General features: G+C 72.9%; 9 protein-coding genes. 6 read left to right on the plus strand and 3 right to left on the minus strand.

The genetic code is table 11. The features are described from left to right. The first annotated feature begins 236 nt into the window (after nt 1-236). The 3 genes from ACWGJY_RS20545 (at nt 237) to ACWGJY_RS20555 (ending at nt 8,780) form a co-directional block, all read left to right on the plus strand. Nucleotides 237-3,044 (plus strand): discoidin domain-containing protein, encoded by a 2,808-nt coding sequence (locus ACWGJY_RS20545; protein WP_453262245.1) that lies wholly within the window; start codon nt 237-239, stop codon nt 3,042-3,044. 150 nt (nt 3,045-3,194) lie between these two features. After that, nucleotides 3,195-7,145: an ABC transporter ATP-binding protein gene (locus tag ACWGJY_RS20550; RefSeq protein ID WP_453262246.1), complete on the plus strand. Its 3,951-nt coding sequence runs from the start codon at nt 3,195-3,197 to the stop codon at nt 7,143-7,145. A gap of 216 nt (nt 7,146-7,361) precedes the next feature. Continuing rightward, a complete protein-coding gene (locus ACWGJY_RS20555; protein ID WP_453262247.1) occupies nt 7,362-8,780 on the plus strand; it encodes a S28 family serine protease in 1,419 nt (472 codons plus the stop codon). 175 nt (nt 8,781-8,955) lie between these two features. Here the strand turns inward: ACWGJY_RS20555 and ACWGJY_RS20560 are convergent, their stop codons facing one another. The 3 genes from ACWGJY_RS20560 to ACWGJY_RS20570 all read right to left on the minus strand — a co-directional run bounded on the left by ACWGJY_RS20560 (nt 8,956) and on the right by ACWGJY_RS20570 (nt 13,116). Further along, entirely contained in the window at nt 8,956-10,803 is a 1,848-nt protein-coding gene (locus ACWGJY_RS20560) for a glycoside hydrolase family 3 protein (protein WP_453262248.1), read from the minus strand. Between the two features lie 164 nt (nt 10,804-10,967). After that, entirely contained in the window at nt 10,968-11,831 is an 864-nt protein-coding gene (locus ACWGJY_RS20565) for a sugar phosphate isomerase/epimerase family protein (RefSeq protein WP_453262281.1), read from the minus strand. Nucleotides 11,832-12,060: 229 nt separating this feature from the next. Then, the gene (locus tag ACWGJY_RS20570; RefSeq protein WP_453262249.1) at nt 12,061-13,116 is read right to left on the minus strand and encodes a bifunctional helix-turn-helix transcriptional regulator/GNAT family N-acetyltransferase; all 1,056 of its coding nucleotides are present in this window, start codon (nt 13,114-13,116) and stop codon (nt 12,061-12,063) included. A 240-nt stretch (nt 13,117-13,356) separates the two neighbouring features. Here ACWGJY_RS20570 and ACWGJY_RS20575 point away from each other — a divergent pair, with 240 nt between their 5' ends. Genes ACWGJY_RS20575 through ACWGJY_RS20585 form a run of 3 tightly spaced genes read left to right on the plus strand, consistent with a single transcriptional unit; the run spans nt 13,357 to nt 16,480 of the window. Continuing rightward, on the plus strand, nt 13,357-14,481 hold the full coding sequence (locus ACWGJY_RS20575; protein ID WP_453262282.1) for a Gfo/Idh/MocA family protein: 1,125 nt from the start codon (nt 13,357-13,359) through the stop codon (nt 14,479-14,481). 26 nt (nt 14,482-14,507) lie between these two features. Next, complete coding sequence (locus ACWGJY_RS20580) at nt 14,508-15,623, plus strand: dihydrodipicolinate synthase family protein (RefSeq protein ID WP_453262283.1); 1,116 nt, start codon at nt 14,508-14,510, stop codon at nt 15,621-15,623. Then, a complete protein-coding gene (locus ACWGJY_RS20585; protein WP_453262250.1) occupies nt 15,620-16,480 on the plus strand; it encodes a sugar phosphate isomerase/epimerase family protein in 861 nt (286 codons plus the stop codon). The genes ACWGJY_RS20580 and ACWGJY_RS20585 overlap by 4 nt, the downstream gene beginning before the upstream one ends. Nucleotides 16,481-16,487: the final 7 nt, after the last annotated feature.

Consider the following 16,487-nt stretch of genomic DNA (forward strand, 5'->3'; position numbering starts at 1 on the left):
GAACACCCCTCCCCTTTGATCTGACTGGTCAGTCTAAAAGTGTGCCGCATCAAGGGCCTTGTTGACCAATCGGGCACCTCGGCGGCAGCAGCTCGGCACCGTTTGCGGCAGACCCCGTGACCCGGACGGCGGAGTCGTCCTAGGGTGCGGGGCAGGCGGGGGCCTGATGATGTTCACGGTGAGGTCCGTGCTGCGTGCAACCACGCGGCACGGACGCGCCCGTACAACGGAGAGCCATGGAACATTCGGCACTGCACCCCGTCCACCGGCCACCGCGGGACGAGGCGGAGCGGCAGCCCCGGCCCGCCCGCCGCTCGCGGGGGCTGGTCGCCCCGCTGCTCGCGGGAGCCCTGGTCGCGGTCCTCGCGCCCGTATCGGCCTCGGCCTCGGCGCCCGTCCGGATGCCCGCGGGCGGACCGGCCGGCGGCGCACAGGGACCCTGTCTGCGCGGCGACGGCGGCGACGGCTGGACCGCGACCTCCACCCGGATCGACCCCAAGGACGACTACCACGCCTACGTCGGCAACGGCTACCTCGGGCAACGGGTCCCGCCCAACGGCACCGGCTACGCCGCACCCGGCGGCACGACCGGCTGGCCGCTGAAGACGCCCGGGTACGACGGCTCGTTCGTCTCCGGGCTCTACGCCAAGGGCCCCGAGAACGTCGCGGGCCGGCAGGCCATCGCCGCCCTCCCCACCTGGACCACCCTCGATGTCGCCACCGGCGGCGCACGCCCCGACACCTTCTCCTCCGCCACCGCACCCGGCCGGATCTCGCACTACCGCCAGACCCTGTCCCTGCGCTGCGGCTTCGTCCGTACCTCACTGACCTGGACGGCCGCCGACGGGCGCGCCACCGATCTGGTCTACGACGTGCTCGCCGACCGCAACGACGCGCACACCGGCGCGGTCCGGCTGCGGATGACGCCCCACTGGAGCGGCGCGGCCACCGTCACCGACGGTCTCGACGGCCGGGGCGCCCGCCGGATGACGCCTGCCGCCGGCCGGAGCACCGGCGGCACCATGGACGTCGGGTTCCGCACGGACGGCACGAAGACCGAGGGCGCGGTGGCCTCCACCCTGCGCACCGGACCCGGCGTCCGGGCGCAGCAGCTCCGGCGGGAGCCGCAGAAGGACAAGCTGAGCAACCGCCGGCGGGTGTCCTTCCCGGTCCGCAGCGGCCGCTCCTACGAGCTGACCAAGTACGTCGGCGTGGACACCGCGCTCACCTCCCGCTCCCCGCGGGCCGCCGCCGACGCCGCCTCGCGCCGGGCCGCCGGCCTCGGCTGGGACGCCCTCTTCGCCCGGCACACCGCCGCCTGGCAGCGGCTGTGGCGCAGCGACATCGAGGTCAAGGGACAGCGCCGGCTGCAGTCCTGGGTGCGCTCGGCGCAGTACGGACTGCTGTCCGCCACCCGCGCCGGCAGCGACAACAGCATCGGCCCCACCGGCCTGACCAGCGACAACTACGCCGGTGAGATCTTCTGGGACGCCGAGACCTGGATGTACCCGAGCCTGCTCGCAAGCCACCCCGAACTCGCCCGTTCGATCGTCGACTACCGCTACAAGACCCGGGCCGGGGCCCGCGCCAACGCCAGGAAGCTGGGCTACGACGGGCTGTTCTACGCCTGGACCAGCGGCAGCAAGGGCGATCTGTGGAACGAGTGCCACAGCTGGGACCCGCCGCACTGCAGGACCCAGAACCACCTCATGGGCGATATCTCCCTCGCCACCTGGCAGTACTACCTCGCCACCAAGGACACCGCCTGGCTGAAGTCCCGCGGCTGGCCGGTCCTCAAGGGCATCGCCGAATTCTGGGCCTCCCGGGCCACCCGTAACGCCGACGGCAGCTACTCGGTCAAGAACGTCGCCGGACCGGACGAGTACAGCAACGGCGTCAACGACGGGGTGTTCACCAACGCCGGTGCCGCCACCGCGCTGCGGCACGCCACCCGGGTCGCCGCGATCCTCGGCGAAAAGGCACCGGCCGCCTGGAAGACCGTCGCCGACAAGCTGCGGATCCCCTACGACAGCAAGAAGAAGATCTTCGAGCAGTACGCCGGGTACCAGGGCACGACCATCAAGCAGGCCGACACCGTGCTGCTGATGTACCCGCTGGAATGGCCGATGTCGCAGACCCAGGCGGCCCGCACGCTGGACTTCTACGCCGGGCACACCGACCCGGACGGCCCGGCCATGACGGACTCGGTGCACGCCATCGACGCGGCCGGGATCGGCGAGGCCGGCTGCTCGACGTACACCTATCTGATGCGGGCCATTCAGCCGTTCGTCCGCGGCCCGTTCCACGAGTTCTCCGAGGCGCGCGGCAACAAGGCCGGCGCCGACGACCCGCACGCCGGCAAGCCCGCACAGGACTTCCTCACCGGCAAGGGAGGCTTTCTGCAGACCTTCACCCACGGGCTGACGGGGCTGCGGCTGCGCGAGGACCGGGTGCACCTCGACCCGATGCTGCCGCCGCAGCTGTCCGAGGGCGTCACCCTGCGCGGGCTGCGCTGGCAGGGCCGGACCTATGACGTCGCGATCGGCGCGCACCAGACCACCGTGCGGCTGACCGCCGGAGCGCCGATGCGGATCGAGTCGCCGGAGGGCGAGAAGATCGTCAGCCGGGGGCTGCCGGCCGTCTTGAAGACCCGCCGCCCGGACCTGACGGCGACCTCGAACGCGGCCCGCTGCACGTCCGCCACGGCGACCTCCGAGGAGCCCGGTCTGTACGCGGCCGCGGCGGTGGACGGCAACGCCACCACCGCCTGGGTGCCGGACTCCGCCAACGGCACCCTCACCGTCGACCTCGGACGCATCACCCGCATCGGGCAGATCACCCCGCACTGGAACGCGACCCGGCCCACGTCCTTCAACGTCCAGGTCTCCCGGGACGGAAAGCACTGGTCAGGGACCGGATACGCGGGCCGGACCATGGCCCGGTACGTACGGGTCGAGGTGCACGGTGACCCGTCCCCGGCGGCCGGCGGGAAGCCCAAGCCGCATCCGGGGATCTCGGAGCTGACGGTGCAGCGGGTGCAGTAGCCCGCCCGGCCCCCGCTGCGGACGGCCGCGCCGCCGACGGCCCCGTCCCGGACCACCCGGGACGGGGCCGTCACCTCGTGTGCGCCCCGCGGGCCCCGTCCGGAGAACTGGTGCGGCGGGATGAAATCCGCCCTCCGCGGTGTTGGTGCCATGCGACGGGCGGCGAAGCATGGGAGGCACCGGGTGGCGGGGACGGACAGGGAACGAGTGGGCTGGGCACGGCGGCTGGTCCGCGACTGCTGGCAGTACCGAAAAGACGTGCTGCTCGCTCTCGGCTCCTCGCTCGTCGGGATGGCCGTGCTGGCCCTGGTCCCGCTCGTACCGAAGCTGATCATCGACGATGTCATCGTCAAGCACGAGCGCCCCATCGGCCCCTGGGCCGGTGTGCTGGTCGCCGCCGCGGTCGTGGTCTACGTCCTCACCTACATCCGCCGCTTCTACGGCGGCCGGCTCGCCCTGGACGCCCAGCACGATCTGCGGACCCGGATGTTCGGCGCGATCTCCCGGCTCGACGGCCGGCGGCAGGACGAGCTGAGCACCGGCCAGGTCGTCGGCCGCGCCACCAGCGACCTCCAGCTGATCCAGGGCCTGCTGTTCATGCTCCCGATGATGATCGGGAACGTCCTGCTGTTCGTGATCTCGCTGGTCGTGATGGCGATGCTGTCGCCGCTGCTGACCGTCGTCGCGCTGGCCGTCGCCCCCGCCCTGTGGTTCATCGCCCAGCGCAGCCGCGCCCGCCTCTTCCCCGCCACCTGGTACGCCCAGGGCCAGGCGGCCGCCGTGGCCGGTGTCGTGGACGGCGCGGTCTCCGGCGTACGGGTCGTCAAGGGCTTCGGGCAGGAGGAGCAGGAGACCGGCAAGCTGCGCGAGGTCAGCCGCCGGCTGTTCGCCGGACGGCTGCGCACGGTCCGGCTCAACGCCCGCTACACCCCCGCGCTGCAGGCCGTACCGGCGCTCGGCCAGGTCGCGATGCTGGCCCTCGGCGGCTGGATGGCCGCACAGGGACAGGTCACCCTCGGCACCTTCGTCGCCTTCTCCACCTACCTCGCACAGCTGGTCGGACCGGTCCGGATGCTGGCGGTGATGCTGACCGTCGGCCAGCAGGCGCGGGCCGGTGTGGAGCGGGTCTACGAGCTGATCGACACCGAGCCGTCGATCACGGAGCGGGCGGACGCGCGCGAGCTGCCGGCCGACGCCCCGGTCACGGTCGTCTTCGACCGGGTGACCTTCGGCTACGCCCCGCAGCACGACGGCGATGTCCCCGCCCGGCCCGTCCGCCCGGTGCTCAACGAGTTCTCGCTGCGCATCGAGGCCGGTGAGACGGTCGCCGTGGTCGGCACGTCCGGCAGCGGCAAATCCACCGTCTCGCTGCTGCTGCCCCGCTTCTACGACGTATCCGCGGGCCGGGTCCTGGTCGGCGGCCACGACATCCGCGATCTGAGCCTGGACTCGCTGCGGGCCGCCATCGGCCTGGTCCCCGAGACCAGCTTCCTGTTCTCCGACTCCCTACGCGACAACATCGCCTACGGCCATCCCGGCGCCACCGACGAGCAGGTGCGCACCGCGGCCCGCGCCGCCCAGGCCGACGGCTTCATCTCCGGGCTTCCCGACGGCTACGACACCAAGGTCGGCGAGCAGGGGCTGACCCTGTCCGGCGGCCAGCGGCAGCGCGTCGCCCTGGCCCGCGCCCTCCTCACCGACCCCCGGCTGCTGGTCCTGGACGATGCGACCTCGGCGGTCGACGCCCGGGTCGAGCACGAGATCCACGAGGCGCTGCGCGGCGTCATGGCGGGCCGGACGACCCTGCTCATCGCCCACCGCGCCTCCACCCTGGCGCTCGCCGACCGGGTAGCCGTCCTCGACGACGGACGGCTGGTCGACATCGGCACCCAGGAGGAACTGGAGGTCCGCTGTCCGCTCTACCGCAAGCTGCTGACCGATCCGGAGGAGCTGGGCGGCGTCGAGCGGGACCCGGCGGGCGAGGCGGCCGGGGTCTTCGACGGTGAGTTCGCCGCCGACGGCCGGCCGGCACCGGACCGCGCGCCGGCCGTGGACGGCGCCGAGCCGGCGGGTGAGGCCGGCGGTGCGTCGGGCCGGCCCGGGACGGGCGGCACCATCACCCCCGAGCTGTGGGTCCGCCGTGAGCAGGAGGCCGAGGCGGGCGGCGCCGGGATGGCGGCCCGCGCGGCCGTCGCCGCCGGGCCCGGCATCGGCGCCGCGATGGCCGGCCTGCCGGCCACCCCCGAGCTGCTCGCCCAGGTGGCCGCGCTGCCGCCCGCGACGGACACCCCGGACGTCGACGAGGACCGGGCCGTGCGCGCCGAGCGCTCGTACGGCCTGCGCCGGCTGCTGCACGGTTTCGGCGGGCCGCTGGCCGTCGCGCTGGCGCTGGTCGCCGCGGACGCGCTGGCCGGGCTGCTGCTGCCGGTGCTGATCCGGCAGGGCATCGACGAGGGCGTCCGCCTGGGTGCGCTGGCCGGTGTCTGGACGGCCGCCGGGCTCGCCCTGGCCGTGGTCCTGGCACAGTGGGCCGCGCAGATCGGCGGCAACCGCATGACCGGACGCATCGGCGAGCGGGTCCTCTACTCCCTCCGTCTCAAGATCTTCGCGCAGCTCCAGCGCCTCGGCCTCGCATACTACGAGCGCGAGCTGACCGGCAAGATCATGACGAGGATGACCACCGACGTGGACGCCCTGTCGACATTCCTGCAGACCGGCCTGGTCACCGCCCTGGTCTCGATGCTGACGTTCTTCGGCATACTCGTCGCGCTGCTGGCCATCGACATCCAGCTGGCCCTGGTCGTCTTCGCCACCCTCCCGCCGCTGATCATCGCCACGTACTTCTTCCGCAAGCAGAGCGTGAAGGCGTACGAGCTGGCCCGCGAGCGGATCAGCGTCGTCAACGGCGACCTCCAGGAGAACGTGGCCGGACTGCGCATCGTCCAGGCCTTCCGGCGTGAGCGGCGCGGCGCGGAGCGGTTCGCCGCCCGCAGTGACGCCTACCGCCGGGCCCGGGTCCGCGGCCAGTTCCTGATATCCCTCTACTTCCCGTTCGTCCAGCTGCTGTCGTCCGTGGCGGCGGCGCTGGTGCTGGTCGTCGGCGCCGACCGGGTCGGCTCCCACACCCTCACCGCCGGCGCGCTGGTCGCCTACCTCCTCTACATCGACCTGTTCTTCGCCCCCGTCCAGCAGCTCTCCCAGGTCTTCGACGGCTACCAGCAGGCGTCCGTCTCGCTCGGCCGGATCCAGGAGCTGCTGCGCGAGCCGGCCTTCCCCGAGGTCTCCACTTCGTTCGAGCAGGGGAGGCCCCGGTCCCCGGCCGCCGAGCGGCCCCGCGAGGTGCCCGCGCTGCGGGGCGACATCACCTTCGACGGGGTGCACTTCCACTACGGCGAGGACGGCGAGGCGGCGCTGGCCGGCATCGATCTGACCATCCCGGCCGGCCAGACCGTGGCCTTCGTCGGCGAGACCGGCGCCGGCAAGTCCACCCTGGTCAAGCTGGTCGCGCGGTTCTACGACCCGTCAGCGGGCGCCGTCCGCATCGACGGCACCGATGTGCGCGAGCTGGATCTGACCGGCTACCGCCGCCGCCTCGGCGTGGTCCCCCAGGAGTCCTACCTCTTCGCCGGCACGGTCCGCGACGCCATCGCCTACGGCCGCCCGGATGCCACCGATGCCGAGGTGGAGGCCGCCGCGCGGGCCGTCGGCGCCCATGCGATGATCGCCACCCTCGACGGCGGCTATCTCCACGAGATCGCCGAGCGCGGACGCAACCTCTCGGCCGGCCAGCGCCAGCTGCTGGCCCTGGCCCGCGCCGAACTCGTCGACCCGGACGTGCTGTTGCTCGACGAGGCCACCGCAGCCCTGGACCTGGCCACCGAAGCGGTCGTCAACCAGGCCACCGACCGCCTCGTCGGGCGCCGTACCACCCTCGTCGTCGCCCACCGTCTGACCACCGCGGCCCGTGCCGACCGGGTGGTGGTGCTCGACCGCGGCCGGATAGCCGAGGACGGCAGCCACGCCCAGCTCCTGGCCCACGACGGCCGCTATGCCGAGCTGTGGCGCACCTTCACGGGCGAGGAGGAGGAACTCGTCGCCTGAGGCGGGGCCCGGACCCCTGGGCATCGGACGTCGCCTGAGGCGGGGCCCGGACCCCTGGGCGCCGGGAGGTGGGTTCCCGGGGCCGGCCCGCCGGTCACTGCGGCGGGGCAGCCGGCGTGGCGTTCGGCTGATCCACCGAACGGCGCCGGGGGCTGGTGGCACCCCCGCCACGCCGATAGGTTCAGCCCGACCTTTGCTATCCCAAGGGGAGGGTGCATGCGCAAGGCCACCAGATGGCTGCTGTCGCTCGCGGTGCTCATAGGCACGGCGGGAGCCGGCAGCGCGCCGGCCGGGGCGGCCACCGCCGCCGGGCCGAAGAACGAGGACATCAAGGACCGGATCCTGGCGATCCCGGGCATGAGCCTGATCGAAGAAAAGCCGGTCGACGGCTACCGCTACTTCGTCCTGAACTACACCCAGCCGATCGACCACCGGCACCCCTCGCAGGGGACCTTCCAGCAGCGGCTGACCGTGCTGCACAAGTCGGTGGACCGTCCGACGGTGTTCTTCACCTCCGGCTACAACGTCAACACCACGCCGTCCCGCAGCGAGCCCACCAAGATCATCGACGGCAACCAGGTCTCCCTGGAGTACCGCTACTTCACCCCGTCGCGGCCCACGCCCACCGACTGGAAGAAGCTGGACATCCGGCAGGCCGCCACCGACCAGCACCGCATCTTCCAGGCGCTGCACCGGATCTACGGCAAGAACTGGATCGACACCGGCGGCAGCAAGGGCGGCATGACGGCCACGTACTACCGCCGCTTCTTCCCGCACGACATGAACGGCACCGTCGCCTACGTCGCGCCCAACGACGTACGCAACGACGAGGACTCGGCGTACGACCGGTTCTTCAAGACCGTCGGGACCGCGCAGTGCCGCACCGACCTCGCCGCCATCGAGCGCGAGGCCCTGGTGCGCCGCAAGGAGATGGTCGCCCGCTTCCAGACCTGGGCCGACAAGGAGAAGCAGACCTTCAAGACCGTCGGCAACGCCGACCGGGCCTATGAAGTCATGGTCACGGACCTGGTGTTCGGCTTCTGGCAGTACCAGCCGGCCGAGACCGCCTGCGCCGAGGTGCCCAAGCCGAGCGTCTCCACGGACGACCTGTGGAAGTGGATGGACACGGTCGGCGGCTTCGGCAGCTACACCGACCAGGGCATGGAGCCGTACACGCCGTACTACTACCAGGCGGGCACCCAGCTCGGTGAGCCCGGCTACGGCTACCCGAACCTGGCCGGCCTGCTGAAGTACCCCGGGATCAACAACTCCCGGTCGTTCGTGCCGAAGGACATCCCGATGCACTTCGACAAGCGCGCGATGCCCGATATCGATCACTGGGTGCGTCACCACGCGAACCGGATGATGTTCGTCAACGGCCAGTACGACCCGTGGAGTTCGGAACACTTCGAGGTCGGCAGGGGCGCCCGGGACTCGTACGTCTTCACCGTGCCCGGCGGCAACCACGGCTCGAACATCGCGAAGCTGAAGGAAGCCGACCGCACCAAGGCCACCGCCGAGCTGCTCGACTGGGCCGGTGTCCGGGCCCCGGACGGCAAGGCCACCCCGCTGGCGCCGCACGACAAGCAGCTGGACAAGCAGGAGGTCCGGCGGATGCCGATGCCGATGCCGTGAGGTCGTGAGGCCGATGACAGGCCATGACGGGCCGTGGCGGGCGCCGGATGGGGCGCGTTCCCCGAGGGGATGGGGAGCGCGCCGCATCCCTGCTCGTGCCCGTATCCGTGCGCCTGTCCCGGCCCGTCCCGGCCTGTCCCGGCCCGTCCCGGCCCGTCCCGTACGGGCCTACGGCTCAGTACGTCAGACCGTGTCCGATCCGGTAGAGCGCCCGCGTCGGGGCGTCGGCGCGCATTATCGCGACGGGCAGTCTGCCTGCCGGGTTCCGTCGGCCGGCGATCACCCGGGCCGCCGCCCGCAGCTCCACATCCGTCCATGAGTAGCTCGCCAGGGCCGCCTTGACGCCGTCCAGCTGGGCGATGTCGTAGGGGTTGCGGACCGCCAGCTGCACCACCGGCCGGCCCGTGGCGAGGAGCGCGGCGACCAGCGTGCGCTGGCGCGAGTCGGTGGCCACGTTGTACGTCGCCACCACCGCCGCGTCCCGCTCGCGGAGCGCCGCCACCGCCTCGTCGATCTGCTGCGGGGTGGGCATCATGCCCGTGGAGAGCGCGGTGGCCGTGAAGCCCAGCTCGGTGAGGGCCTTCGCCAGGACCGTGGTGGGCGGGCCGCCGGTCCCGGACGGCGCGGCCGCATCGACCCCCGCCACCAGCACCCGGCGCTCCCGTCGCCGGGACAGCGGCAGGATCCGGGCCTCATTGCGCAGCAGCGTGGTGGTGCGGTCCGCGATGCCGTCCGCGGCGGCGAGATGACTGCGGATGCCGACCACCCCGTCCACCGCCCGGTGGGTGGTGTACGGGTCCTTGAACAGTCCGCGCCGCTCCTTGAGCAGCAGGATGCGCATCAGCTTGGCGTCGATGTCCCGCTCGGCCAGCTCGCCCCCCTTGATCGCTTCGAGGACGGCGGCATGCGCGACGGAGAGGTCCGGAGGGTTCAGCAGCTGGTCGACGCCGGCCTTGAGGGCGAGCACCGGCACCCGGGCGTCGCCGTACTTCTTCCGTACGCCTTCCATGCCGAGGGAGTCCGTCACCACCACGCCGTCGTAGCCGAGGCGTTCGCGCAGGATGCCGGTGAGGATCGGGCGGGAGAGGGTGGCCGGGTCCTCGCTCGGGTCGAAGGCGGGCACGACGATATGCGCCGTCATGATCGAATCGATGCCGGCGGCGATCGCGGCTTTGAAGGGCGGCGCGTCCAGCCGCTCCCACTCCGCGGCGGTGTGGTGGATGTACGGCAGCCCGAGATGGCTGTCGGTGTCGGTGTCCCCGTGCCCGGGGAAGTGCTTGGCGCAGGAGGCGATCCCGGCGCCCTGGTAGCCCTTCACCTCGGCGGCGACCATACGGGCCACGGCCTGCGGGTCCGCGCCGAAGGAACGGACGCCGATGACCGGGTTGGCGGGGTTGACGTTGACATCGGCGTCCGGCGCGTAGTCCTGCCGGATGCCCATGGCGTACAGCTCCGCCCCGGCGATCCTGGCGGCCGTGAGCGCATCGGCGCGGGAGCCGCCCGCGCCGAGCGCCATCGCCCCGGGAAAGAGCGTGGCGGGCGCGCCGACGCGGGCCACTATGCCGTGTTCCTGGTCCGTGGAGATCAGCAGCGGGACGGGGACGCGCTGGGCGGCGGCGGCCCTCTGGATGCCGTTGGAGAGGTCGGCGATCTGGTGCGGCTCACGGGTGTTGTGCGCCCAGCCGAAGTAGATGATGCCGCCGACGTGGTACTTGGCGATCAGCTCGGCGGCGTTGGCGACCCCGATCTCCTTCTGGTTCGCGGCCACATCGGCCGGGTCGGGGGCGGTGGCGGAGTGCCCGTAGACCCGCATGACGAAGAGCTGGCCGGTCTTCTCCTCCGGTGACATACGGGAGATGAGGCGGCGCAGCCGGGCCCGGGTGGCGGCGGAGGGGGCGGTGGCGGAAGCGGGGGAGGGCTGGTGTCCGGTGGCGGGCGCGGGGGCGGCGCCCGCGGCAGCGGCGGTGGCTGCGGCGGCTGCGGCTGCGGCCGCGGTGGCAAGGACGGTACGTCGGGAGTGCATGTGCGCTCCTTCCGGAGGGCTTCCTCGGCTCATTGAAGGAAACTTCCAAGGAGACACGGATAGCCGGAAAACAATTGCCGGTCAATGACGCGATTCGTGGTGGCGCCCAGGTCTTGCGGGGCGGGCGGGGATATGTGATGGGGCGTCGGACGGCGAGGCCCGGGTCAGGGGCCGGCGGGCCCGCCCAGGAGCTGCTGGAGGTGCTCACGGCCCGGGGCCAGCAGGGCGGGGAGGTCGGCCGCTTCCGGGAACCAGCGCTTCTCGTACTCCCAGCACAGCCAGCCGCCCGCGCCCTGGTCGTAGGTGCCCTCGGGAGCCGGCACCGGACCGCGGGCGCCCGCGGGGTCCCGGCCGAGGGTGCCCAGGGCGGCCGCCAGCGGCAGGGTGCCGGCACCGAGCGGGAGGGGGGTGCGCTCCTCGGCCGAGGCGACGTCCTTGACCTGCACATAGCCCAGATGCGGGGCGAGCGCGGCATGGCTGTCGATGGGCTCCTCGCCGCCGAGCCAGCTGTGCAGCACGTCCCACAGCGCCCCGATCCGGCGGTGGCCCACGAGGCCCAGCACGCGGGCGGCGGCCGCGCCCGTACGGTGCGAGTCATGGGTCTCCAACAGGACCCGGACGCCCCTTTCGGCCGCCAGCGGCGCCACCGCGGCGAGCCGGCGGGCGGCATCCGCGTCCGCCTCGGCGGCCGGGCGGTCCCCGCCGCCGGGGAAGACCCGGACATACGGCGCCCCCAGATCGGCGGCGAGGATCACCAGCTCGGCCAGCTCGTGGGCCAGCTCCTCCTCGCCCGTCGCGTCCCGGGCGGCGGCGACCCGGGCGTAGCCGGCAACGGCCAGGATCTCCACTCCGGCGTCCGTGAACCGTCCCCGCACCGCGGCCCGTTCCCGGCTCCCGATCAGCGGATGCACCGGTTCCTCCGGATGGGCCCGCAGCTCGACCCCCTGATACCCGGTGTCGACGGCCAGCCGCAGCACCTCGGCCACCGGCATCCCCGGCACACCGAGGGTCGAGAACGCATAACGCATCGCGGGGCTGCTGCCGTCCGCTCGCATCGCGGGGCTGCTGCCGTCCGCGCGGTCCGTGGTGGCCATGCCGGCGCTCCTTCTGTCGCTCACGTCATCGCTGACTTCCTGACCTTCCCGTCCTTCCCGTCTTTCCCGTCTTTCCCGGCATCCCTGCCTTCACCGCCCCCCTCGCCTTCACCGCCCCCCTCGCCTTCACCGCCCCCCTCGCCCGCACCGTCACCCGCGGCCGCTACAGCGCCAGCCGCCAGTCCTGCCCGACCAGGTCCTGCCCGAAGCTGTGGTGCGCCGACTCGGCGACCAGCTCGAATCCGGCCCGCTGATAGATGCCGCGGGCCGCGTCGAGCACGGAATTGGTCCACAGCACCAGCTCCCCGTATCCCGCGTCCCGCGCGAACTCCACACAGGAATCGACGAGTTGACGGCCCACTCCGTGGCCGCGCGTGGCCGGCTCCACGAGCAGCAGCCGCAGCCGGGCGACACCGGGCCTGCCGTCCCGTACGCACATCACCGCGCCCACCCGCTCCCCGCCCAGCTCCGCTATCCAGGTGCGGTCCCGGCGCGGGTCGAAGTCCTCGGCGTACTGGGCGACGATCCGGGCCACCAGCGCCTCATAGCTCAGATCGAAGCCGTACTCGGCGGCGTAGAGCGTGGCGTTGCGCTCCACCATCCAGCCGAGGTCCCCGGGGCCGGACGTGCGCAGCGCGACCTCGGGGGCGCGGTCCCCGGGCGGCCGCTCCGCGCCCTCGCCGAGCAGGGCGCGGATGGTGCGCATCGAGTCCACCAGCCGGGCCCGGTCCGCCGCCGGCAACTGCTCCAGCAGCGACCCCGCGGCGTCCTGGGAGCGCTCCTCCAGCAGGCCGGCCGCCTCCCGGCCGCCGTCGGTCAGTGTGATGCGCTGCCGCCGGGGATCCTGCTCGGATCTGCCGCGGGTGATCAGCTCGCGGTCCTCGAACCTGCCGAGCAGCCGGCTGAGATAGCCCGCGTCCAGCGACAGTGCGGCGCGCAGATCCGCGGCGTCCACCCGCGGGTGGTTGGCGACCTCGTAGAGCACCCGGGCCTCGGTCAGGGTGAACGGGGTGTACAGATGCCGCCCGTAGTCGAGGGCGCCGATCAGGTTCGTATAGAAGCGGTTGAACCTTCGCAGCTCACGGACGTCGGCCGCGGGGCCGGGCGCCTCGCCCGACGCGGGGCCGGGCGCCTCGCCGGCTGTCGGTCCGGATGCCTCGCCGGCTGTCGGTCCGGATGCCGTCCCGGCTGTCGGTCCGGATGCCGTCCCGGTGATCATCGTCGACCCCCTCAGCCTTGACTGAGTCAAGGATACGCGCCGGCCGGCCTCCGCCGCCATGCCCGGTGGAAAATCCCTTTCCCGGTTTCAGCCGCTCGCCCGGCTCACACATTCTGACCAGAGACCGCGACTCCCGTCCCGAGAGGGGCCGACGTGACCCGCACGACCGCGACCCGCACGACCGCGACCCGTACGACCGCGACCCGCACGACCGCGACCCGTACGACCGTACGCATCGCCATGAACGGCGTGACCGGACGCATGGGACAGCGCCAGCATCTGGTCCGCTCCCTCCTCGCCCTGCGGGAACAGGGCGGCCTCCACCTGCCCGACGGCACGGTGATCTGGCCCGAACCCGTGCTCGTCGGCCGCAGCCCGCACAAACTGCGGGCCCTCGCCGAACGGCACGGCCTGGAGCACTGGAGCTGCGACCTCGACACCGTCCTGGGCGACGACGGCATCGACATCTACTTCGACGCCCAGGTCACCGCCGCCCGCGAGGAGGCCGTGAAGAAGGCGATTGCCGCCGGAAAGCATCTCTACGTCGAAAAACCCACCGCGAGCAGCCTCACGGGCGCGCGGGAGCTGGCCCGGCTGGCCCAGGAGGCGGGCGTCAAGAACGGCGTCGTCCAGGACAAGCTCTTCCTGCCCGGCCTGCGCAAGCTCCGCCGCCTCGTCGAGGGCGGCTTCTTCGGCCGCATCCTGTCCGTACGGGGCGAGTTCGGCTACTGGGTCTTCGAAGGCGACTGGCAGCAGGCGCAACGCCCCTCCTGGAACTACCGTGCCGAGGACGGCGGCGGCATCGCGGCCGATATGTTCCCGCACTGGGAGTACGTCCTGCACGAGCTGTTCGGGCCGGTCAGAACCGTCCAGGCGCATCTGGCCACGCACCTCCCGCGCCGCTGGGACGAGACCGGCACCCCGTACGAGGCCACCGCCGACGACGCCGCATACGGCATCTTCGGGCTGCCCGGCGGCATCGTCGCGCAGATCAACTCCTCCTGGGCGGTGCGGGTGCACCGCGACGAACTGCTGGAGCTCCAGGTCGACGGCACCGAGGGATCGGCCGTCGCCGGGCTGCGCCACTGCCGTGTCCAGCACCGTGCCCACACCCCCAAGCCGGTGTGGAACCCCGACCTTCCGGCGTCCGAACCGTTCCGCGCGCAGTGGCAGGAGGTCCCCGACAACGACGACTTCGACAACGCGTTCAAGGCGCAGTGGGAGCTGTTCCTGCGGCACGTCGTCCGCGACGAGCCCTGGCGCTGGGACCTGGCGGCGGGCGCCCGCGGCGTCCAGCTCGCCGAACTGGGACGGCGGTCCTCGGCCGAGGGCCGCCGCCTGGACGTACCGGAGCTGACCCGGTGAACGCGCCGGCCGGGCCCTCCCCGTCCGTGGCCGGCTCCACGGCCCGCCCGGATTCCGCGCGGCCCCCGCTGCGCTCCCGTACGGTCTTCGCCGCCGCCCATGTGGTCGCCGACCCGCACGCCGACACCAGCCCCGACGGCCCGGCCGCCGTCGACTGGGACGCCACCCTCGCCTACCGGCACCACCTGTGGTCGCAGGGCCTGGGCGTGGCCGAGGCGATGGACACCGCACAGCGCGGCGCGGGCCTGGACTGGAGCGCCGCCGCCGAGCTGATCCGGCGCTCCGCTGCCGAGGCCAGGGCGGCCGGCGGCCTGCTCGCCTGCGGCGCCGGCACCGACCAACTCCCCCCGCACGGAGCCTGTCTGGCCGAAGTCCGCGGCGCCTACGAGGAACAGCTCGGGCTCGTCGAGGACGCCGGCGCCCGGCCGGTGCTGATGGCGTCCCGCCAACTGGCCGCGGCCGCCACCGGCCCGGACGACTACCGGGAGCTCTACGGCCACCTGCTGCGCCAGGCCGCCCGGCCGGTGATCCTGCACTGGCTCGGCCCGGCGTTCGACCCGGCGCTGGCGGGCTACTGGGGCAGCGCGGAACCCGGCACCGCAACGGAGACGCTCCTCGCGCTCATCACCGACCACCCCGGCGCGGTGGACGGCGTCAAGGTCTCCCTGCTGGACGCCGGGCGGGAAGTGGCGCTGCGCCGCCGGCTGCCCAGGACGGTCCGCTGCTACACCGGCGACGACTTCCACTACCCGGAGCTGATCGCGGGCGACGACCACGGCTTCAGCCATGCGCTGCTGGGCGTCTTCGACCCGCTCGCCGTCCCCGCCGCCGCAGCCGTACGCCTCCTGGACAGCGGCGACACCGCGGGTTTCCGGGCCGTCCTGGACCCGACCGTCGCGCTCGCCCGGCACCTCTTCCAGGCGCCCACCCGCCACTACAAGACCGGCATCGTCCTGCTGGCCTGGCTGGCCGGCCACCAGTCGCACTTCACCATGGTCGGCGGTCACCAGTCGGCTCGCTCCCTGCCGCATCTGCGGCGCGCACACGAACTCGCCGACGGGCTCGGCCTGTTCCCCGACCCGGAACTCGCCGCCCACCGGATGCGCCAACTGCTCGCGGTATACGGGGCGGAGGACGCATGAGCGACCGCGCCCCAGCCCTTCTCGACCGCCTCAGCCTGAATCAGGAGACCCTCCGTCAGTGGTCGCTGCCCGAACTTGCCGACGGTTGTGCGCGGGCGGGCGTACGGGGCGTGGGTCTGTGGCGCGCCCCGGTGCAGGAGTACGGGGTGGCCGCGGCCGCCCGGCTCGTACGGGATGCCGGGCTGCGGGTCACCAGCCTGTGCCGCGGCGGATTCCTCACCGCACCGGACCCGGCCGGGCGGGCGGCAGCCCTGGACGACAACCGGGCGGCCGTCGACGAGGCGGCCGCCCTCGGGACGGACACCCTGGTCCTGGTCTCCGGCGGGCTGCCGGCCGGCAGCCGGGATCTGCCCGGCGCCCGGGAGCGGGTCGCGGACGCACTGGGCGAGCTGGGCCCGTACGCCGCACAGCGGGGCGTACGGCTGGCGGTCGAACCCCTGCACCCGATGTACGCGGCGGACCGCTGTGTGGTCTCCACGCTCGCCCAGGCGCTGGACCTCGCCGAGCGGTTCCCCGCCGAGCAGGTGGGGGTGGTCGTGGACACCTACCACCTGTGGTGGGACGACACGGTCGGCGCGCAGATCGCCCGCGCGGGCGGCACCGGCCAGGAGGCCGGTTCGCGGATCGCCGCCTTCCAGCTCGCCGACTGGGTCACCCCGCTGCCCGAGGGGGCCCTGCTGGGGCGCGGTCAGCTCGGGGACGGCGCGGTGGATCTGCGGTGGTTCCGGGAGCGGGTCGAGACGGCCGGCTACCGCGGGCCGGTCGAGGTGGAGATCTTCAACCCGGCACTGTGGGCGCGGGACGGCACCGAGGTGCTGGCCGAGATCATGGACCGCTTCCGCACACACGTCGGATGACATCGGA

Source organism: Streptomyces sp. NPDC054765 (assembly GCF_053612065.1).

Excerpts from the sequence above, each read along its gene's own strand:
- ACWGJY_RS20545 (WP_453262245.1), top strand. The coding sequence starts at position 237 with ATGGAACATTCGGCACTGCACCCCGTCCACCGGCCACCGCGGGACGAG.
- ACWGJY_RS20550 (WP_453262246.1), top strand. The coding sequence starts at position 3,195 with ATGCGACGGGCGGCGAAGCATGGGAGGCACCGGGTGGCGGGGACGGAC.
- ACWGJY_RS20555 (WP_453262247.1), top strand. The coding sequence starts at position 7,362 with ATGCGCAAGGCCACCAGATGGCTGCTGTCGCTCGCGGTGCTCATAGGC.
- ACWGJY_RS20560 (WP_453262248.1), bottom strand. The coding sequence starts at position 10,803 with ATGCACTCCCGACGTACCGTCCTTGCCACCGCGGCCGCAGCCGCAGCC.
- ACWGJY_RS20565 (WP_453262281.1), bottom strand. The coding sequence starts at position 11,831 with ATGCGTTATGCGTTCTCGACCCTCGGTGTGCCGGGGATGCCGGTGGCC.
- ACWGJY_RS20570 (WP_453262249.1), bottom strand. The coding sequence starts at position 13,116 with ATGATCACCGGGACGGCATCCGGACCGACAGCCGGGACGGCATCCGGA.
- ACWGJY_RS20575 (WP_453262282.1), top strand. The coding sequence starts at position 13,357 with ATGAACGGCGTGACCGGACGCATGGGACAGCGCCAGCATCTGGTCCGC.
- ACWGJY_RS20585 (WP_453262250.1), top strand. The coding sequence starts at position 15,620 with ATGAGCGACCGCGCCCCAGCCCTTCTCGACCGCCTCAGCCTGAATCAG.